General features: G+C 44.5%; 15 protein-coding genes, 1 other RNA gene and 1 pseudogene. 3 read left to right on the top strand and 14 right to left on the bottom strand.

Going from position 1 to position 20,503, the window contains the following annotated elements:
- Window positions 1-7 precede the first annotated feature (7 nt).
- Entirely contained in the window at window positions 8-3,823 is a 3,816-nt protein-coding gene (locus IFO66_RS18720) for an NEAT domain-containing protein (RefSeq protein WP_192026633.1), read from the bottom strand.
- Window positions 3,824-4,264: 441 nt separating this feature from the next.
- Window positions 4,265-4,906, bottom strand: a complete 642-nt coding sequence (locus IFO66_RS18725; RefSeq protein WP_192026634.1) for a 2OG-Fe(II) oxygenase — start codon at window positions 4,904-4,906, stop codon at window positions 4,265-4,267.
- A gap of 241 nt (window positions 4,907-5,147) precedes the next feature.
- Between IFO66_RS18725 and IFO66_RS18730 the strand changes: the two genes are divergently transcribed.
- Window positions 5,148-5,543 carry a VOC family protein gene (locus IFO66_RS18730; protein ID WP_192026635.1) on the top strand — a complete coding sequence of 132 codons (396 nt, stop codon included), beginning with the start codon at window positions 5,148-5,150 and terminating at the stop codon, window positions 5,541-5,543.
- 253 nt (window positions 5,544-5,796) lie between these two features.
- On the opposite strand, the gene IFO66_RS18735 is transcribed toward IFO66_RS18730, so the two are convergent.
- On the bottom strand, window positions 5,797-6,105 hold the full coding sequence (locus IFO66_RS18735) for a hypothetical protein (RefSeq protein WP_192026636.1): 309 nt from the start codon (window positions 6,103-6,105) through the stop codon (window positions 5,797-5,799).
- Between the two features lie 103 nt (window positions 6,106-6,208).
- Window positions 6,209-6,484, bottom strand: a complete 276-nt coding sequence (locus IFO66_RS18740; RefSeq protein ID WP_225445892.1) for a hypothetical protein — start codon at window positions 6,482-6,484, stop codon at window positions 6,209-6,211.
- Window positions 6,485-6,653: 169 nt separating this feature from the next.
- Between IFO66_RS18740 and IFO66_RS18745 the strand changes: the two genes are divergently transcribed.
- On the top strand, window positions 6,654-6,839 hold the full coding sequence (locus tag IFO66_RS18745; protein WP_192026637.1) for a hypothetical protein: 186 nt from the start codon (window positions 6,654-6,656) through the stop codon (window positions 6,837-6,839).
- 133 nt (window positions 6,840-6,972) lie between these two features.
- On the opposite strand, the gene ssrA is transcribed toward IFO66_RS18745, so the two are convergent.
- The 8 genes and pseudogenes from ssrA to IFO66_RS18785 form a co-directional block, all read right to left on the bottom strand.
- Window positions 6,973-7,336: a transfer-messenger RNA gene (gene ssrA / locus IFO66_RS18750) on the bottom strand.
- A 293-nt stretch (window positions 7,337-7,629) separates the two neighbouring features.
- The gene (smpB, locus tag IFO66_RS18755) at window positions 7,630-8,103 is read right to left on the bottom strand and encodes an SsrA-binding protein SmpB (protein ID WP_192026638.1); all 474 of its coding nucleotides are present in this window, start codon (window positions 8,101-8,103) and stop codon (window positions 7,630-7,632) included.
- Window positions 8,104-8,313: 210 nt separating this feature from the next.
- Window positions 8,314-9,156, bottom strand: coding sequence for an MgtC/SapB family protein (locus IFO66_RS18760; protein WP_192026639.1), 843 nt, complete (start codon window positions 9,154-9,156; stop codon window positions 8,314-8,316).
- Between the two features lie 1,225 nt (window positions 9,157-10,381).
- Window positions 10,382-12,982, bottom strand: a pseudogene (gene rnr, locus IFO66_RS18765) (ribonuclease R); the annotation flags it as partial.
- Between the two features lie 410 nt (window positions 12,983-13,392).
- Window positions 13,393-13,629, bottom strand: coding sequence for a preprotein translocase subunit SecG (gene secG, locus IFO66_RS18770; protein ID WP_028594409.1), 237 nt, complete (start codon window positions 13,627-13,629; stop codon window positions 13,393-13,395).
- Between the two features lie 111 nt (window positions 13,630-13,740).
- Window positions 13,741-14,565, bottom strand: a complete 825-nt coding sequence (gene pdxK, locus IFO66_RS18775) for a pyridoxine/pyridoxal/pyridoxamine kinase (protein WP_192026683.1) — start codon at window positions 14,563-14,565, stop codon at window positions 13,741-13,743.
- Window positions 14,566-14,733: 168 nt separating this feature from the next.
- Window positions 14,734-16,077 (bottom strand): DUF4097 family beta strand repeat-containing protein, encoded by a 1,344-nt coding sequence (locus tag IFO66_RS18780; protein ID WP_192026641.1) that lies wholly within the window; start codon window positions 16,075-16,077, stop codon window positions 14,734-14,736.
- The gene (locus tag IFO66_RS18785; RefSeq protein WP_192026642.1) at window positions 16,074-16,406 is read right to left on the bottom strand and encodes a PadR family transcriptional regulator; all 333 of its coding nucleotides are present in this window, start codon (window positions 16,404-16,406) and stop codon (window positions 16,074-16,076) included. Before IFO66_RS18785 ends, IFO66_RS18780 begins: the two co-directional genes overlap by 4 nt.
- Window positions 16,407-16,707: 301 nt before the next feature.
- On the opposite strand from IFO66_RS18785, the gene IFO66_RS18790 reads away from it, so the two are divergent.
- Complete coding sequence (locus tag IFO66_RS18790) at window positions 16,708-17,403, top strand: class I SAM-dependent methyltransferase (protein WP_192026643.1); 696 nt, start codon at window positions 16,708-16,710, stop codon at window positions 17,401-17,403.
- Between the two features lie 169 nt (window positions 17,404-17,572).
- Here the strand turns inward: IFO66_RS18790 and eno are convergent, their stop codons facing one another.
- Together eno and gpmI are read right to left on the bottom strand one after the other, a co-directional pair.
- Window positions 17,573-18,859 carry a phosphopyruvate hydratase gene (gene eno / locus IFO66_RS18795; RefSeq protein ID WP_192026644.1) on the bottom strand — a complete coding sequence of 429 codons (1,287 nt, stop codon included), beginning with the start codon at window positions 18,857-18,859 and terminating at the stop codon, window positions 17,573-17,575.
- A gap of 105 nt (window positions 18,860-18,964) precedes the next feature.
- Window positions 18,965-20,503 (bottom strand): 2,3-bisphosphoglycerate-independent phosphoglycerate mutase, encoded by a 1,539-nt coding sequence (gpmI, locus tag IFO66_RS18800; RefSeq protein WP_192026645.1) that lies wholly within the window; start codon window positions 20,501-20,503, stop codon window positions 18,965-18,967.

The raw sequence follows: 20,503 nt of genomic DNA on the forward strand, positions 1-20,503 counted from the left end.
ACTCATTCTATTTTTTTACTGCACCTGTTGATTGATGATCTAGCATACGAAGCAATAATGTCACTGCTTCTGCTCTTGTCGCCGTAGCGTTTGGTTCAAATTTATTGTTTGCTTTGCCTTGAATCAAGCCAGCTTCTACTGCTGCTGTTACTGACTTAAGTGCCCATGCTGGAATGTTCTTAGCATCTGCAAATGTTGACGTTGTCTTATCATTCAACTTCAATTTAACGGCTCTTGCAATAATGACAGTCAGTTCAGCTCTAGTCATCGTTTTATTTGCTTGGAATGTTCCATCTTTATAACCAACAATTAATCCATTCTTTACTGCCAAGGAAATATGCTTGCTTGCCCATGCAGGAATTTTCTCTGCGTCTTTGAAGCTCAGTTCGCTAGTATTACCTTCTAACTTCAATGCACGGCTAATCATAGCTGCAAACTCAGCACGAGTAATCGGCTTGTTAGGAAGAAACTTCCCGTCTTTAAAGCCTGAAGCAATGCCCAGTTTCACCGCGCGATCAATATGCTTAGCCGCCCAATGATCCTTCGTATCACCAAAGCTTGTCTGACCTTCTTTTCCTACCGTTCCTTCATTCTTACCTCCGGTTGCTCCATCTACTTGCTTATCTTTGTCACCTTCACCAGGTTTTTTCCCGTTATTTGCATTTCCAGGAACTACACCTCCAGGCGGAGGTAAACCAGGTCCTGAAACATTGCCATCAACACCAGAACCGGGAACTACTGAACTGCTAACAGGCTTGATGGATGCTTCAATAAATACAAACTGAATACCGTAAGTATGATGATAGTTTACTTCTGGCCAGTCAATTTCAACTGTTCCGTTGTGTTTACCTGCTAACGTAGGAAGCGCATATGCTACAGCTCTTGTATTTCGCTGATGATCAACACTTACAACACTACCGTTACTTCCGTTTATCGTAAGTGTATGGATTTCCTTGCTCCGTTTCACTGTAAAAGATACCGTTCTGCTGTTTCCTACTACATGAAGTAGAGCTGGGCTAACAACATAAGTGTTTGCAATGGAATTACTCTCCGTGCCAGCCTTAAGAATTCGGAAGTCAATATGATAATAACCGTTTGGAAGTACACCTCCTGGTATTAATCCACCCGGTGGTTGTCCAGTTCCATAAAGTGTTACGCTGCTATTATCAAAACGGAAACGGAAATCATAATCATTAAAGTTATTTTGTGACTTCAATTTGAACTTCGCTGTACCTTTCGTATCCACACTAAAGTCTGCTACTGGGAAACTAACGACTCTTGTATTATCCTTTTCATTTGCACTTATAACCTCAACATTTTGACCATTTACCTTCATTTCTGGGATTTCCGCACTCTGTTTAATTGTTACAAAGATCTTTTTTACACCGCCGGAAATGATCAACCTTGCAGGAGAAACAATAAAATTATTAAGCACGGAAGCTTCTTCCTTATCCGTCTTCAACACGGTAAATTTGATGTTATAATCACCATCCTTAAGGTGATTAGCCGTAAACATCGAAGCTTTAAATGCTTCTACAGCTGCCTGCAATGCAGTTAAAGCCGAAGCAGTCTGATCATTTGAATTGGGTCCATTGACTGCTATTTTTCCAGCTGTTCTAATCGCAGTTGATAGCGTTGTCTTCGCTGCTTCTGAATATTGACCAGGATAGATACCTGTTACTGCACTACTCAAAAGGTTAGAGGCATCAGATATAGCCGTCTGAAGACCTGTGTTATCTACACCGTTAAAATTAAAACGAATATGATGTGTAGCCTCCGATGAATTCCCTTGGTTCGTAGTGACTACTTTTACTTTAGCCTTCACGAACTGCGATAAATCGCTTACTACAAACTGGGTAACCCGGCTGTTCGCCGCTTTGTTCTCACTGACAACCTCTTCATTTTTAATCACACCGCCCAATTCCATTTGCAATTCCTTAACAGAAGAACTGTCGGTAATCGTCAATCTCACAATTTGTTGCCCATCTTTTTGTGGAATCACCTGTGCAGGTTTAACGAACTTCCCATCAACCGTCGCAAATGCTTCCTCACTAGCGTGAAGAGTGGAGAAATACAAATCATATTCAACTAGGGCTACTACTTTGAATGCATCGAAAGCTATCTTCAGCTTCGTTTCCGCTTGTAAAATAGCAGGCCTCTCCGCATTCAGATTTTCCGAAATTGGCGTTGCTTCTTGAATAGCTACTTCTAGTTCTGCTTTAGCCTTATCAAAAGCTGCTTGTTCTGCATTAGGATGCTTAGGTGCATCTTTGTATTTTCGTTGCGCAGATGCAAGAGATTGCTGCAATCTTTCATGAATGATTCGGTTGAAGCTAAGGTATAAAGAATGCTTCTCCCCATTGACCTTAAACGTAATGTGGCCCAGCCCAGACCACTGGGTATCCTTATCTGCATCTGAATTTTTAAGGGCCCATTGATACACAGTATTACCTAACGGACGATTCGGATGAATCGTGACAGCGGACAGCATATTGACTTGTTCAAACAAATCAGGACTTCGGTAAGTTCCATCATCCCATGGCATAAACCAATACACTTTATTTTCATCTGGAGTAACATTCAGTGTAATATTTGCCCGAGCCCCTCCCAATGATTCTTTGTTAGCCAATCCCGTAATCGTGGTCACCACTGAATTTACTTTACTTGCTTGAGCGGATTCAATCTTTGTTTCACTCGGCGTATCTAGTACATACAAACGCAGCTCTTCACTTGCAACATATCTATTTTTAATAGACCTGTCATAATAAGAATTAATTGCCCTCACTACGTTGTCTACTTCTCTTTGTGTTGCTAGTGGATTGCCTACAATTTTATTACCTAATGTTACTCTTTCTTGTAATCCGCTAATATGCTCGTGCGGGTATTCCCCCTCAACAATTCCAACAAGCCCACCGCCAGGTGTCCCATTTGCTTGCCCGTTGGCTGTTGCAGTGCTAAGGAATGTTGTCATAGAAGCTATTATTTTTTTCAGTTCCGCCTTATTCGCTTGCTTTTGCAGAGATTGAAAATGAGCAAGCTGTTGATTCAGCTCTGCATGGATAACCCCATAAGCCGCTTCATCTCCTGGAGTTGTTTGCGCTAATTTGGTTTCCGCATTGGTAATCGCCACTTTCAAAACTTCACGGCTGCCAACCGGATACTGCCCTAAATTCGGACCTTCCACACTGGAATCATATACAGATTTGGTTACGGACACCAATTCATTAAGCTTGTCCAACGTAACAGGTCCAATGACAGGTCCGCCATTCCCCGGATCGCTCCCACCGTTGTTTGGAAGCTGACTAGTATCGATGCTAATTTGTGCATGATACGAATAGTTATACGATACAAATTGATGATCAATGTGCATAGCAATATCCTGTAATTTAGAAATATCCGAGATACCATAACGTAAGATTTTTCTGGAAGCGTCTGCTCCGTTGCTTACGGCAGCATCTATATAACCTGTTTTGTCTTGAATAACTGAATTAACAATTGTTGCTTTAGGGACACCCGCTGGCCGATACCCTAAGTACTTAAAATGACCAAAGCTCTCTGTTTCAATATCATGTTCGAACCAGATTATCCCATTCTGTACGATTAATTTTCCTTTTGTTCCGGGTATTTTCATATACGTATTAGCTGCCGATACATTTGTCTGTCCATCCTCAAGAAAGTTAAAATCAACTACATACTCGCCATTGGGAATAGATGAATTCGTCAAGCTGGCTGACGCGGCTGCTACAATGCCAACTGGTACAAGCGTTATGAGTAAGCTCAATGTTAGACATATTAACGCTGATTTTTTAAACCACTTTTTCAATGGTATACACCCCTCAACATAAATATATTTAATTGTTCGGCACTACTATTGCTACTGCATAAACGATGCAGACCATCAACCTCCTTTTCGATAAATACTTTTGGGAAACTAGTGACCGAATGTCGTGGCGCCGTTAACGTCCCTAAAATGTGTTATGTGCCCAACCAAAAATGATAATCATTATCAGTTGCTGAGCAAAAAAAATAGCTGCTTTCGCTGCTACTTAAGACGTGACTACATTCAGCTCTTAGCTTACAAGTCAATTATGAACGGAGTATGAACTTTAGATTACACTTTTTGTCGCATTATGCTGTCTAGAGCCGATAGTTTAAAGTGAACAATCTTATATTTACAAATAAAAGAACACCTAGACATTACTGTCTGGATGTTCATCACATTCGAATAGATATCGTCCTTACTCAACTGCATCCGTATCTAAAATTACCGAAATGTTTGTCTTCTCATCCACATTGTTGCAACCCACTTCTCACCTTTAACTACGGGTGTACCTGCATGTAAGGTAGACTCATTTAATTCCTGATTACTATAAAAATATTCAAAGTATACAGCCGTACCTTTGTTAGGGAAAACAGACAGATTAAGCATAGGGAATGTCGTGGCGCCGCCTTCCTCTACATTATTCAAATACATGACAAGCGTACTAATTCGATTGTTACCACTCGCTCGGCTCGTATCTGCAAAATAATCATAATGGGGTTTATACTCTTGACCAGGTGTGTATTGAAGAACTTGCAAACCATCGCCATGCTCAATAGGAATGTTCATAATCTGAGAGATGCGCTTTTCAATCTTTGCAACCGTCTCACTCTCTTCACAGAACACTCCACTGCTCGTTCTAATTTGATTGACTGAACGATCTTCACCTATTTTGGAACGCTGCATTCTCTCCCTTGATTGTTCAATAAGCTCATCGCACTCTTCATCGCTAAGCACATTCCCTAATACGACAACCAGTGGTTGCTCATACTTCGCAACAATTCGAACTTCGCGATCCTCGGTCTTGATCGTATTTCCAACGTGATCAAATATTGTCTGTTCCTTCTCTGTCGTGTTCCCTATCATGCTTATGCATCTCCCATATCATGGAATCCATATCAATGATAACATACCATAAAATGGTTAAGTTGCGTGATTAACGTAATAAAAATTATAGGATTAAACGTATTGAAATACCTAGTACTGATATCTATACGTGAACGTAGCTGCTATACTCAAACATTTGCAAAATTCTTTATAAAACATAGAAGGAAAGGAGAAACTTATTAAGGAAACTAGTAAGGAAGTCAAACTATAGGAGGCCATTATGGGAAGAATCGTTCATTTTGAAATTCACGTAGACGACATGGAGCGTGCTAAAAAGTTTTACGGCGAAGTATTTGGATGGACATTTGAGGATTGGAGCGAATATGCAGGAATGCCCTATTACGGAGCTGTGACAGGAGATACGAACGAAATGGGCATCAATGGTGCTTTGATGCAGCGCAAAGGTCCGTCTCCAGAACCATGTCAAGCTATGAATGGTTATGCATGTACAATTGGTATAGAGGACTATGATTCTACTGAAGCAAAGATTATTAATCTTGGGGGAAAGGTTGCACTACCAAAGTACGCACTTCCGGGAATGGCATGGCAAGGGTACTATATTGACACAGAAGGAAATGTATTTGGTCTTCATCAGCCAGATAAAAACGCTAAATAATAACTCAGTTAAAATTGATTCAGGATATGTAACTTTTGATGGAATTATAGAGTCTGAGATGAAACGTTAGTAGTGTAACGAAATGATGTGCACCCCTTAGAATTGACATTGGAAAAACCCCTTGCTTTAACCGATGAATTCTAGGGGTGCACTTCACTTACGATCTGGGTGTTGATGATTTTGGTAGAGGTGTACCGTAGCTTTGCAGCTCCACCATTCGTTACTTCAGATTCCGTCTAAAGCGCAATTACCATTAGCCTTCTACATATTGCGCATTGAAGTGATCTGCTATTTCTAACATCTTTTGAAAAATAACCTCGTGCGATACTGCTACATAAAGATCTCCCTCATAATAGCGGAATGGAATTGTAGCCTCTCCTACATGCCAAAGAAAAAAATCTCCTTGGATCGTCATGGTCGTTTCAGCCGATCGGAAGGAATACTCCTTTGTATATTCAAAATCTGGTTGAGTTTCAAAATAGCTTTTAAACTCATCAACAGACATCATTTGATCAGGTTGATTACCATCCGCATTTCTCGTAATTCGATATCTAGTATTCATATTTATTTTGTACCCCCACTACCTTTATACGTTACCCCTATTGTATACGATACAGATAAGAAAACGCCACTTTCTATGAATGTGGTCACAGTTTTGATATAGCCTATAGAGAAAAATCGGTGATACCCTTCTTATATGCATATTTCAATGTATAAGTTTCTTCTTTTCCATAGGGCATTGTAGCGATTTTAATACGAGTATAATCAAGCCTACTCTCTTTTAAAACTCTCTTCACCAAGGCAATACCTCGTTCTTCTTCCGTAACAACACAAAAAATATTAAGAGCATACTTTTTCGAATCGGAAATGCACTTCCCCATATCGGAGCCATCAACATAGCCTAAATCAGCCTCTGCTAGAGCTCTCTCCAAGTATTCCATTACATTTTCTCTTAACCAGTGATCACGTTGACTGCCTTTGGCACTTTTCAGTGGATATTGTACCACTAATCAGAATTTTTCACTCATTCAGATTCACCAACCCTTCACAGTTTATATATGTAATCCTGTCGCGTGAGTGGGGATTCAGCGCTACCAATGAATAATTTGAATGAAGAAAAGGAGCTTTGTACAAGAGGGTACTTATTACCACCAGCAAGAATATCATCCTCATCCGGATGATGTTCTTGCTGGTGGAGGCGAGGAGAGTACCGGTATTTCCATTAACCTTGCTCACGATGCTTATTCTCCGCCGCCGATATTAGAGGTTGGATATCGATGCCGTGCTCGTTCGTGATGTCATTCCCTCTGATGCTCTTTCATTCACTCCCTACGCGCGGAACTGAACCTCTGACAGGAATCCTCTCCCTTTTTTACTCCAAAAAAAAAGAACACCCAGACCTCTTGCGGTCTGGGTGTTCATGGTTTTTTGGTGGAGGCGAGGGGAGTCGAACCCCTGTCCGAAGATAACGGCACATGAGCTTCTACGGGTGTAGTGACAGTATTGATGTCACCCTAGGAACTCCCTGTCACCGGATTCCCTTCAGGTCAGCCTGATTATCTTCTTCAGCACACCCCAGGCGGAGATGTGACAGCGTATCCCACTAAAGTTGAGCCCCTATCCCGCCACATGGGCGATGGAGAGTAGAGGCACGCTAACAGGTTATTAAGCTGCTAAAGCGTAGTTGTTTTGTGTTTTGCCGTTTAATAGGCTTTAGCGTTGATGAAGTGGACGCGTCCCCACTACCCGCTACCCATGCTCGAACTATCCCCGTCGAATCCAAAAACGCCCCCATAGTGTAAGCGACTGGCTCACCCATCTGGGGTTACCGTCTTTAGATTAAGGAAGTCGAAGCATCGATAGAATGTATCGTATGTTCAAACTCAAACCTTATTCTATTATCAAGGTACCGGCGGCTTCAGCATGTTCTGTTGACCGCCGCCGATGAATTTATTATAACACAGTTTTATTATAAGTGTTAGTGATCTTCTTACCAGTGCTGCTACCTGCTTCCTTGGGTGACCTTGCTAAGCCAAGGCAACGTTAAACGACCCACAATAAGCTGTATAGCACACTATAACCTTGCTTAATACTTCTGCTTCTCACGCAGCGCACGCTGGATTTGACGCTCAGCATCACGCTTCGCAGACGTTTCACGCTTGTCGTAGTTCTTCTTACCACGGCCAAGGCCGATCAGCAGCTTCGCATAGCCATTACGTGTATAAATTTTAAGCGGCACAAGCGTATAGCCTTCCTGCTTCGTCTGTCCAAGCAGCTTCATAATTTGCGACTTATGCAGCAGCAGCTTACGTGCACGTGTAGGATCCGTCGGATTGTGGCGATTGCCCTGCTCGAACGGACTAATATGCAAATTGTTTACGAATGCTTCGCCATTCCGGATCGTCGCGAACGCATCACTCATATTCGCTCTGCCATTGCGCAAAGACTTAATCTCCGTACCTGTCAGCACGATACCCGCCTCATACGTATCCTCAATAAAATAATCGTGGGACGCCTTCTTGTTCTGAGCCAGCGGCTTGCTCTCAACCTTCTTCGACATAACCTACCCTCCATTGCTGAGCATAATCATCACCCGCCAGAACAGCTGCCCCAGCAAAGTGTAGAATAATATTATACCAAATGGATGGGGTTGCCTACAACATCTAAGTATCTCTCAAAGCGAAACCTTGTCCGATTCCTGTTCTGAACAGACCAGACGCAGACCAAGACGCTCCAATGACACCACATGCAAGCTCGATGACCTCAACCCTTACTTCCCTCGGACTTCAATAACTTCGTCCATGGCCGCAAGCCGCTCCACCACATCGACCGCATCAACCTTCGGTGGAATGACAACCTCCAGCTTGAGTGAGGTTTGACGCTTCATCGTCACCGTTTCCTTAAGTTCAACCCCATCCACATTTCCAGACTGCGCACCGTGTGCACCTGTTGTGCCTGTTCCATTAGCTCCAACTATTCCGGACGACACTTCAACTCCGCCAGATCCAACCTCACTCTGCTGCCACACCTTGCGCGACTGTGCACCGATCTCCTTCGTAACATCAACTCGATCTATCTCAACCTTCATCGAAGCAAGCGTCTCACGAATCGAAGGTAGCAGCGTTCCATCATCCATACCACGAATGCGGAACGTATAATGAAGACTCGCCGCGCGGCCTTGGAACTCCATTTTATTCATAAGCCAAAGTGCAATAATTGTAAGTACACATGTCAGTAAAGCACCATAATAAAAGCCCGCGCCAACCGATAATCCAATCGCAGCCGCAACCCATATCGATGCCGCTGTCGTAAGTCCTTTTACAGATAATCCGTCGCGAATAATCGTCCCTGCGCCAAGAAATCCAATACCGCTTATCACTTGCGCAGATAAACGAGCCGGGTCCATACGTACATTATCTTCGTCCACGAACATAGAGAACCCGTATAAAGATAACAGCATAATAAGTGCGGAGCCCATACTTACGAGCATGTGCGTACGTACACCTGCTGCGTGGCGACTGCGTTCCCTCTCCAATCCGATAATACCACCTAGCAGTGCAGCCAGTACGAGTCGCTGTGTCAACGGCCACCAATCGATAACCCATGGGTTCATTGCTGCATCGCTCCTTTTCTCACTCTTATTATATATATGATTGCTTCCATATATATGATCGTAATGATTAATCCATTTAATTATTTAGTACCTGTATTAATTTCGTAATACATAACGATTACAAAATTTGCTCATAAAGACTTTCAACGTCTTCATTGTATTTCCTGCATACGTTAACCCTATAACAATATGCAAAGAACCTTCGACACCACGACAAAAGTGGAACTGAAGGTTCTTTACATCAATCATCAATCCTTTATTACTTAAGTTCGCTAACTATATACCCCATAACAACCTGCACCAATTGAATCAAATCAAGACACGGCCAACAGCAACTTACTTCGCTCTACTCACTCATGTCAGAAAAGATACTCAACTGTTACTATTACCGCTTCTTTCGCACGAACTTCGCTGTGTTGTTCTTCGACTTGCCGCGCTTATGTGCTGCCTGCTCTGCATCACCAGAACGATTACGTGCAGCTTGAGGCGAATCCTCACCGACGAACACGCCACTTTCAGATATACTGCGTCTGCCGCGCTTGCCGCCGCCTAGTTGACCTCGACCTGAACGGTAGTCTCCACCTCGGTCAAAGCCTGAATCTCTACCGCCCTCTTGCCCAGTTGAAGAGGAACCCCGAGAACGACCATATCCACCTTTGCCAGAACCAAAATCAAAGCGATTGCCGCCAGACTCACGCTCTGCATTTTTCACAAGGCGATCTACCCAGTTTGCATCATTATTGGCTTCTGTTCGTTCCTTACGGCCATTTTCACGAGCACCCGCTTCATTGCTTCCAAAGGTAATGCCGCCTTGACCACGTTGACGCTGGGATGGTCTAGCATAAGGGTTAATATTCGACTCGCCTCGATCGCGGCGGTTGCGACCACGCTTGTTGCGCTCACGCCATTCTCCCTGGTTATACCACACCTCTTCATCACGTCTCGCTCCGCCTTCTTCATGCTCATGCTGGCTGCCATTCTGATTGCTTGAACCCCACGCATCATCAAATCCATCTTGATATCCGTGACGACGTCCAGCATCTCGACCGAGTCCGCTTTGTTGTGAGGATGCACCAGAGTACATAAAGCGCACACCCTGATTATCCAGTTCGGAAGCGCCATGTCCGTCTTCTCGTCCATTGCTTGCATTATAATCGTGCAGACGACCATCTCGACCGTCATTGCGATCACGGTGCCCTTTCCCGCCGCGTGTATCGTCACCACGACCAAAGCGTTCATTGCGCCCACCTTGTCCCTGTCCTTGACCACCACGGCCTCCGCCGTAAACTCCGCCATCGCGTCCACGACGTCCGTCTCTTGCAGCTCCACCGCGCGTATCACCGCCGCGGCCACCTTGTCCGCCACTGCCAGTTCTATCGCCACGAACACCTTGACCACCGCGACCGGCGTCACGACGATCACCACGGCCTACGTTAGCTCCGCCATCTTGACCTCGGCGTCCATCTCGGCCTGCACTGCGGCTTGCTTCGTTACCACGACTGCTGTGCCCGCTTCTTGCATCGCCGCCGCGTCCACCTTGTCCGCCGCTGCCAGCTCTATCTCCACGCGCACCTTGACCACTGCGGCCTGCATCGCGTCCACCACGTCCAGCATCACGACTATCGCTGCGTCCGCGCTTCTTGCGCTCAAAGCCGAATTCACGACCTTGACGACCGCTGCCAAAGCGTTGTGCTTGGCCAACTAGCGCAAAGTCAATCGTATGGTCCTCCATATTGACGTTTGCAACCACAATACGTATTTGGTCACCGATACGGAACATTCGAGCTGTCCGCTCACCCAACAGCATCATATGCTGCTCATGGAAATGGTAGTAGTCATCCGACAAATCGCTCAAGCGGATTAGACCTTCTACCGTATTTTCCAATTCAATAAACATACCGAAGTTCGTTACGCTGCTAATAATTCCGTCGAACTCTTCCCCGACTTTATCCAGCATGAACTCCGCTTTCTTCAACTGCTCGGTATCACGTTCAGCGTCTACCGCAACCCGCTCACGCTCAGACGATTGCTGCGCAACGTCAGGCATGCGCGCATGCAGCAGCTCATGACGCTTCTGTGTCAAAGAGCCTCCATTATCGGCAACTTCTCGAATAATTCGATGGATTACCAAGTCCGGATAACGACGAATCGGTGATGTGAAGTGGGAATAGAATTCCGCCGCCAAGCCAAAGTGGCCTGTACTTTCCGCATCATACTTCGCTTGTCTCATCGAACGAAGCATCATCGTGCTAATAACGGTCTGTTCACGTGTCCCTTGGATTTCCTCCAATAAAGACTGAAGCGCACGCGGATGAACCGAATTGCCTTTGCCGCGCACCGCATAACCAAAGTTGGCTGCGAATGACATAAACGTCAACAGCTTCTCACTGTCTGGATCTTCGTGAATCCGGTACAAGAACGGTACACGCAGCCAATGGAAATGCTCCGCTACCGTCTCATTCGCTGCAAGCATAAACTCTTCGATAATTTGCTCAGCGATCGAACGCTCCCGCTTCACAATATCGACCGCTTTGCCTTCCTCATCTACAATAACCTTCGACTCTTGGAAGTCGAAGTCGATTGCCCCGCGGCGCATACGCTTACCACGCAGCTTCATCGCCAGTTCCTTCATCAACATAAAGTTATCGACAAGGTAGGAATAACGTTCACACAGTTCTGGATCCTGATCTTCAACAATTTTACGGACGTTATTATAAGTCATCCGTTCCACCGAGCGAATCACACTCGGGAATACATCATGTCGCACTACTTTCGCTTGTGCATCAAATTCCATCTCACAGGACAGCGTTAAGCGATCCACATGTGGATGCAAAGAGCAAATCCCGTTCGATAATCGATGCGGAAGCATCGGAATAACACGGTCGACAAGATACACGCTACAGCCACGAGCATACGCTTCACGATCTAAGGCAGAGCCTTCTTGCACATAGTAGCCAACATCAGCAATATGCACACCTAACTTATAATTCCCATTCTCTAGCTGTTCCACATAAACAGCGTCATCCAAGTCCTTTGCATCTTCGCCGTCAATCGTCACAATATTGAATCCGCGCAAATCCCGACGGCCTTGGCTTATAATTTCCTCATCCGAAATGGAGTCTGGCACCGCTTCTGCTTCCGCCATTACCTCATCTGGGAATGCTTCAGGCAGCTGATGCTTACGAATAACGGATAGAATGTCTACACCTGGATCATTTTTGTGTCCAAGAACCTCTATGACCTCGCCTTGAGCTGCTGTACGCCCCTCTGGATAGCTTACGATACGGACAACTACTTTCTGTCCACTTACCGCCCCTGCCATCGCTTCGCGCGCAATAAAGATGTCACGATTAATCCGACGATCATCGGGTACAACGAAGCCAAATGACTCATGATTCTGAAATACACCTACAACTTGCTCAACTGCTCGTTTTACAATTCGAACAATTTCCCCTTCCAGACGCGCACCATCATGGCCTTTATTCGTCACACGAACGAGGATCGTATCGCCATTCATCGCGGATTGAAGATCATTCGCATGAATATATACGTCTGGATGGCCTGTCTCTTCTGGGATTAAAAATCCGAAGCCTTTTGCATGGGCCTGCAAGCGGCCGCGCAGCAAATTCATTCGTTCTGGCACCCCATAGCGATCTGTTCGCGTACGAATGATATGTCCAGAATGTTCTAATTCGTTCAACGTCTTCAGAAAAGCCTTAAATTCCTGTGCATCTTCAATCTCAAAATGCTTCTCCAGCTCCTGATACGTCATTGGTCTGTATGCTGTTTCCTGCATAAACTCTAATATTTGCTGTGCCGTTATCATCTGTTGTTCACCTCACACTTGCTCCATCAACTTCCACAAGTATATTCATATATAACCTAGTATACACGAAATCAAAAGCAACCATCCCGGCGAATGGTATAAACCTTATAAAAAGACGAATGCACGGGATCGTTTAACTAGCCATATTTTATCTTGATTGATTCATGCAGCATTCAAAATGTACCCCTAGTGGCACACGCAACTGTGAAGATTGTTCCCATTCACTCACCGCATCATACCTCAAAGAGAATTATATTAATTCTATCTTAAATGCTTAATAATTCAATTACTCATTATTTACATGTGGAGCAAATCCATTCGTTTAAGCCTTCATAAGCCTCTCCATACATAGTTACACAAAAAAACCTTAACCCGAACTAATCGGATTAAGGCTTCTTATATATCATGTATTAGTTCTTCATGAAATAAGCAACGACAAGAGACAAAATAAAGAATCCTGCTGCCAATCCCATCGTCAAACGCTGTAAGAACAGCTCAGCTCCGCGTGCTTTCGTCTTTCCGAATAGATGTTCCGCACCGCCGGAGATGGCGCCCGATAGACCCGCACTCTTCCCTTGTTGCAAGAGTACCGTGCAAATCAATCCGATTGAAAAAATAACAAGCAATACAGTCAAAAATCCTTCCATGCTTCCACCTCCTAAGGTTGCCTATCACATCGTACTTCGAAAGAGATAAGCCTATAAAAACAGTATTATTATTGTACCATATCCTTCAAAAGGTTACAAGCACTCTACTACTTACTGCTCTTCTCCATGTTCAGTCAAGCGCAGCGCATTGTGACGCAATGGCCCAACATACTGATTAAGTGCGAAGGAATGACGAATAGCTTCTGTAATGAAACGCTTCGCTGTTGCCATGCTCTCTTGCACCGTGAAGCCTTTAGCTAATTCCGCTGCAATTGCAGCAGAGTATGTGCAGCCTGCACCGTGCGTATACGTCGTCTCAATACGGTCTGCTTCAAGGATTTCAAATGTACTGCCATCATATACAACGTCTACAGAAGTTGGCAGGCCAATCTTAGAACCGCCCTTCACCACAACGTATTTTGCACCTTGTTCTTGAATACGCGCAGCCGCTTGCTTCATATCATCTAGTGATTTGATCGGTGCTGTACCTGCTAATTGAGCCGCTTCGAACAAGTTTGGCGTAACAACGGTCGCCTTAGGGACAAGAATATCACGCAATGCATCGTTTGTCTCTGGGTGCAGAGCCTCATCTTGGCCTTTGCAGATCATAACCGGATCAACCACAACGTTCGGAATATTGTGCTTTTCAATGATACGTGCAGCAAGCTCAATAATGTCGATGGAACCAAGCATACCCGTCTTCATACCATCTACCCCAATGGAAAGGATCGTTTTCAACTGTTCTTCTACAGTCGATAGCGCGATTGGGAACACACCATGCGCCCACTCTTTGTCTGGGTCCATCGTTACAACCGTTGTTAGCGCGGTCATTCCAAATACACCGCGCTCCTGAAATGTTTTCAAGTCGGCTTGAATACCTGCTCCACCGCTAGTATCAGAACCTGCTAATGTTAGTACTTTACGAATTGGTTTCATTGCTGCCATGTTTCGTTCGTCCTTTCAATCATGTAGTCATATTGCGAGCTGTATTAGGCACACCATGGCTAGGTGTGTATTTGTCATACACGTATCATTACAAAATGAAAGCCGTTTGTCCATACATTCCACATGCTCGATCGTAATATGTATTCTTAGGGTTCCAGCTTACTCTTTTATAATAATGGTTCCTGCATCTGTTTTAGCGTTCACACGGAATGTTCCATCATCGTATGAGGCAGGCACTTCCACTTCACCCAAGCCCGATTTGGCCTGATACTTCCCTTTAGCTCCTTGTGGAACCTCAATTTCGATCGCACCCATATTCGTTTTTACATCCACATTATGCGGCTTCTTCATTTCAAGACTTACACTACCTAGATCCAACTTAATATTGACAGGCTTTGTCGTTTCTAAGATCTTTATCTCACCATTATCAGACTCTATCTTTATAGGAGAATCAATTCTTTCAAATTCAGTAGAACCATTTTCTAATTCTACGTTCATGGAGCCACTGGAGATATCACTAGCACGCAATATACCGTTGTCCATTTGGATTTCCACTCTCTCGAACTTACCGCCATGAAGATTGATCTCACCTAACTCCTGTTCGAGTTGTAGTTTGCGGAGTTCATAATTGTCTTGTAGCGTAATTACAAAGGAATACTGATAATTCGCATACATATCTGATTCATCCAACTCAAAAGTAATTTGATCATTTTTAAGTTGCGTTGCTTCCATTCGCTCTCCAACACTAGGGGCTGTAACAGCTTTCCAAGCAATCTCATTGTGATCACCTTGCTTGAATTCAATATCAACTTCGCCGAGATCCGTTTCAATAATAAGATCCTTCCATTTTGACGAATCGCCCAATTTGATTACGCCCTCATAATGACTCCCTTCGAACTCACTATATTCGTCATCCCATGCGAAAGAAGTAGAAGCCTCCACAATATCTTTTATATCTTCTTTACTTACTAAATCTCCCAAGTCTTCTAAATGCTCTAATTGCTTATCAACATCCTCTAGTATCGATTCAACGCTTGCTGACGCAGCTACTTTTTCATCAGGCCCATCTATAAAGTATGCAACACCAGTGGAAACGAGCAGGCCTCCACCCACCACAATAAGAGTAAACGCTGATAAGAGAGTAAATAACGATTTCTTTGCTTTGAATAGGCCTGAGCTTTGAGGTGGATACTCTGCTTCAGAATAACCAGAATAGTTAGTGTAATTTGGATGTAAATAAGAATAATTCAACGATTCATCCGTTCGGTTGCTGTTATCTTGGTAGGCAGATAAGTCCGGCGCCTTGTAGGAAGGACCCACTGTTTCCTTTGCTATTTCGATCGGATCGCCAAGTTCCTCAGCTATTTGCTCCTCCGTCTTGCCCTGCTGCTCACCGTAAATAAAATGAGCCTCTACTTCAGATAGGAGATCAGACTGCACCTCTGGTGATAACTGTTGAGAATAGAATCGTAACAATGCCAAATACTCTTGCTTGTTCATCATTCAACCTCCGTCTCGTATGATTCGATCAACCCATTAATATTGGACACAAATCGTCCCCATTCACGAACTAACTGTTCCATATAGATCTTTCCTTCTGGTGTTAAACGATAATATTTGCGTGGCGGACCTTCCGTCGATTCTTGTAAGTAAGTAGAACAATGACCATCTGTAACAAGTCTTCGTAATACCGGATAAATAGCCCCTTCCGCCACATCTACATGCTCAGATATCGTTTGTGCCAGCTCAAACCCATATCGATCCCGTTTATGTATAAGCATCATTGCACACAAACCGAGTACTCCTTTTTTAAATTGAACAATTTCTTTCATTCGCTTCTCCAACCTCATTCCAGATGCCATCATCATTCAGTAGTAATTATAGAACAATAGTGGTTGTCATTATTTTACACCAGTATTTCTACAATGACAACCCAATCTCCACAATTCCCAACATAGGCATTCACCCTGCCCGAGCCATCCCTCCATAAGACCTTCTCTTCACTGCCTAACACCAAAACTAGCACTTCCACATACGATATTACGTACGGTCTAAACTTAAAAGCATAGCCGTACTTGCTCACACGTTCCTCAAAACTATCAAGCCAGTCATTATTAGAGGGGAGGCAGTGACATGAAATATTTCTGGGAAGGATATATACATCCCATTCTTCGTCTTCTCCGTCCACGCCATATCGTGGAGATCGGCAGTGCTCAAGGATGGAATACCCACAATTTGCTTCGCTATATGTCATTTAGCCGCCGTCGCCTCACCATTATCGATCCATCCCCCATGTTCGATGTCCAAGCTGTACAAGAACAATACGGAGAACGTTTTCAGCCCATGTTAGATATAAGCTTGCATGCACTTCCAAAGATCGAGCATTGTGATGTCGTGCTTATTGATGGCGATCATAACTGGTATACGGTATATAATGAGCTTCAATTGCTAACAAAAATAGATCCGTTCCCGGTTGTACTCTTTCATGATGTGGAGTGGCCTTATGCGCGTAGAGATATGTATTACTTTCCTGAGACGATTCCTGAACCATTCCGGCATAAATATGCCCATCTTGGTGTGAGGCGTGAACAATCCCAACTTACGCACGATGGAATGAACGCATCTTTCTGCAATGCTATAAGTGAAGGTGGACCTCGTAACGGTGTGCTGACAGCCGTAGAAGATTTCCTACACCAAACTGAGCTTCCTTTGTCTTATTATCATGTCGCGAAGCAGTATGGCTTAGGTATTCTCGTCGCAGGAGCTACTAATCGGCAGCGTCGCCTTATAGAATATTTGAACAGACAACCATCAATAGAAACTAGATAAATGCAGAAAGTAAAGTCGGCTGTGTGCTTATTGTCTTCAAGTTGAGTGATTTCGTCTATAAACAGTCTTGATAACTTATACAAATAAGAGGCTATCCCTATAAGCAGATTACTCTGCTTATGGGACAGCCTCTTATTATTTATAGATGAGCCGCTAACGCGGCGGCACCTTATTTTTTCAAGTTGTAGAAGGATTTCAAGCCGTCGTAGCGAGCTGCGCCACCCAATTGGTCTTCGATGCGAAGCAATTGGTTGTATTTCGCAACACGGTCCGTACGAGACGGAGCACCTGTTTTGATTTGACCAGCGTTAGTAGCAACTGCGATATCAGCAATTGTGCTATCTTCGGACTCACCAGAACGGTGGGAGATAACTGCTGTGTAACCAGCGCGCTTAGCCATTTCGATTGCGTCGAATGTTTCAGTCAACGTACCGATTTGGTTAACTTTGATCAAGATGGAGTTACCGATGCCTTGCTCGATACCTCTGCCAAGACGCTCTGTGTTTGTAACGAACAAGTCGTCACCAACGAGTTGAACTTTGTCGCCCAATTTCTCAGTAAGCAACTTCCAACCATCCCAGTCATCTTCGGACATACCGTCTTCGATTGTGATGATTGGGTATTTATCAACCCAAGAAGCAAGAAGGTCAACATACTCAGCAGATGTGTAGGATTTGCCTTCGCCTGCAAGTGTGTATTTACCGTCTTTGTAGAACTCAGTGGAAGCAACGTCCATACCCAAGAAGATATCTTGACCTGGCTTGTAGCCAGCTGCTTCGATTGCTTCGATGATTACTTGAAGAGCTTCTTCGTTGGAACCAAGGTTTGGAGCGAATCCACCTTCGTCACCTACAGCTGTGTTCAAGCCTTTACCTTTAAGTACGGACTTCAAGCTGTGGAAGATTTCCGCACCCATGCGAAGAGCTTCTTTGAAGTTAGGAGCGCCAACTGGCAATACCATGAACTCTTGAACGTCGATGTTGTTGTCAGCGTGCTCACCACCGTTGATGATGTTCATCATTGGTACTGGCAATTGCTTAGCGTTGAATCCGCCAAGATATGTGTACAAAGGAACTTGCAAAGCGTCAGCAGCTGCGCGAGCTACTGCCATAGATACTGCCAAGATAGCGTTAGCGCCGAGTTTGCCTTTGTTAGGCGTTCCGTCCAACTCGATCATGAGCTTGTCGATAGCAACTTGCTCAAGCGCGTCCATACCGATGATTTCTGGAGCGATGATGTCGTTAACGTTCTTAACTGCGTTCTCAACGCCTTTACCAACGTAACGGTCTTTAGCGCCGTCACGAAGTTCAACTGCTTCGTGAGCACCAGTGGAAGCACCAGAAGGTACGATTGCACGACCGAAGCCGCCGTTCTCCAATTTGATTTCTACTTCTACAGTTGGGTTACCACGGGAGTCAAGGACTTCGCGTGCGTATGCATCAATAATCATAGTCATGATGAAATACATCTCCTTTTAACAATAAAATTAGTATTTATATATTGTAACATAATCTATATAAGCAAAGCATATACCTATAGGATCAGGGCCCTTTTGCTTAGCTTACTTCTTCAACAACGTGTTGCCTGTCATTTCAACTGGCTTCGGCAAGTTCAATAGTTCAAGCATCGTTGGTGCGATATCAGCCAAGATGCCGTCTGCACGCAATTCAACATCGTTAGATGTAAGAATGAACGGAACCGGGTTCGTCGTATGCGCCGTATGAGGACGGCCATTCTCGTCGAATACCATATCTGCATTGCCGTGGTCAGCTGTAATGATTGCTACGCCGCCTTTAGCTAGTACTGCTTCAACAACTTTACCCATGCACTCATCTGTTACTTCAACTGCCTTGATCGTTGGTTCAAGCATTCCGGAGTGCCCAACCATATCAGGGTTAGCGAAGTTCAAAATAATTGCATCGAACTGATCAGAGTTGATCTCGTTTACAGCAGCTTCCGCTACTTCGTAAGCGCTCATCTCTGGTTGCAAGTCATAAGTCGCAACTTTTGGAGAGTTAATCAACACGCGCTTCTCGCCTGGCAATTCGACGTCTCGACCACCACTGAAGAAGAAGGTTACGTGCGGGTATTTCTCCGTTTCCGCAATGCGGAGCTGCTTCTTGCCATGCTGTACAAGCACTTCACCGAATGTGTTATCCAATTCTTTCGGCTTGTAAGCTACGAATCCACCGACAGTCTCTGAGAAGAGCGTCAAGCAGACGAAGTACAATGCTGTTGGATGGTTGTCTCCACGGTCAAAGCCTTGGAAATCACTGTTCGTGAACACTTGCGACAACTGAATCGCACGGTCAGGGCGGAAGTTCAAGAATACAACAGCATCCTCGCTCTTCACTAGACCAACCGGCTGTTCCTGCTCATCTACGATAACTGTTGGCATTACGAACTCATCGAAGATCGATTGCTCGTAAGACTTCTTCACCGCTTCGATTGGATCATGGTATTTAGGTCCATCAGCGTATACCATTGCACGGTAGGACTTCTCCAAACGCTCCCAGCGCTTGTCGCGATCCATCGCATAGTAGCGACCTTGTACCGTAGCAATCTTGCCTACGCCAATTTCTTCAATCTTCGCTTTCAACTGCTCAAGGTAGCCAATAGCGCTATCTGGCGCTACGTCACGACCATCAAGGAATGCATGAATGTAAACCTCTTCAAGACCTTCCTTTTTGCACAGATCAAGCATAGCAAATGTATGATTAATATGACTGTGTACGCCGCCATCAGACAACAAGCCGTAAATATGAAGCGCCTTGTTGTTTGTTTTCGCATGGTTCACTGCTCCGATAAGTGTTTGGTTATCGTAGAATTCACCTTCACGAATCGACTTTGTAATACGAGTCAAATCTTGATATACGATGCGGCCTGCACCGATATTCAAGTGACCTACTTCTGAGTTACCCATTTGCCCTTCCGGCAAACCTACCGCTTCGCCGCAAGCGACTAGCGTAGTGTTCGGGTATTGGCTCATGTAGCGGTCGTAGTTAGGCTTCTTCGCTTGTGCTACAGCGTTACCTTCTGCAGTACCACGAAGACCGAAGCCGTCCATAATAATAAGAGCTACTGGTCTAGGTGCGGACAT

Source organism: Paenibacillus arenosi (assembly GCF_014841135.1).
Classification (GTDB): domain Bacteria; phylum Bacillota; class Bacilli; order Paenibacillales; family Paenibacillaceae; genus Paenibacillus_B; species Paenibacillus_B arenosi.

Coding starts and splice junctions, on each gene's coding strand:
- IFO66_RS18725 (WP_192026634.1), bottom strand. CDS start 4,906: ATGATAGGGAACACGACAGAGAAGGAACAGACAATATTTGATCACGTT.
- IFO66_RS18730 (WP_192026635.1), top strand. CDS start 5,148: ATGGGAAGAATCGTTCATTTTGAAATTCACGTAGACGACATGGAGCGT.
- IFO66_RS18735 (WP_192026636.1), bottom strand. CDS start 6,105: ATGAATACTAGATATCGAATTACGAGAAATGCGGATGGTAATCAACCT.
- IFO66_RS18740 (WP_225445892.1), bottom strand. CDS start 6,484: ATGGAATACTTGGAGAGAGCTCTAGCAGAGGCTGATTTAGGCTATGTT.
- IFO66_RS18745 (WP_192026637.1), top strand. CDS start 6,654: ATGAAGAAAAGGAGCTTTGTACAAGAGGGTACTTATTACCACCAGCAA.
- smpB (WP_192026638.1), bottom strand. CDS start 8,103: ATGTCGAAGAAGGTTGAGAGCAAGCCGCTGGCTCAGAACAAGAAGGCG.
- IFO66_RS18760 (WP_192026639.1), bottom strand. CDS start 9,156: ATGAACCCATGGGTTATCGATTGGTGGCCGTTGACACAGCGACTCGTA.
- secG (WP_028594409.1), bottom strand. CDS start 13,629: ATGGAAGGATTTTTGACTGTATTGCTTGTTATTTTTTCAATCGGATTG.
- pdxK (WP_192026683.1), bottom strand. CDS start 14,565: ATGAAACCAATTCGTAAAGTACTAACATTAGCAGGTTCTGATACTAGC.
- IFO66_RS18780 (WP_192026641.1), bottom strand. CDS start 16,077: ATGATGAACAAGCAAGAGTATTTGGCATTGTTACGATTCTATTCTCAA.
- IFO66_RS18785 (WP_192026642.1), bottom strand. CDS start 16,406: ATGAAAGAAATTGTTCAATTTAAAAAAGGAGTACTCGGTTTGTGTGCA.
- IFO66_RS18790 (WP_192026643.1), top strand. CDS start 16,708: ATGAAATATTTCTGGGAAGGATATATACATCCCATTCTTCGTCTTCTC.
- eno (WP_192026644.1), bottom strand. CDS start 18,859: ATGACTATGATTATTGATGCATACGCACGCGAAGTCCTTGACTCCCGT.
- gpmI (WP_192026645.1), bottom strand. CDS start 20,503: ATGTCCGCACCTAGACCAGTAGCTCTTATTATTATGGACGGCTTCGGT.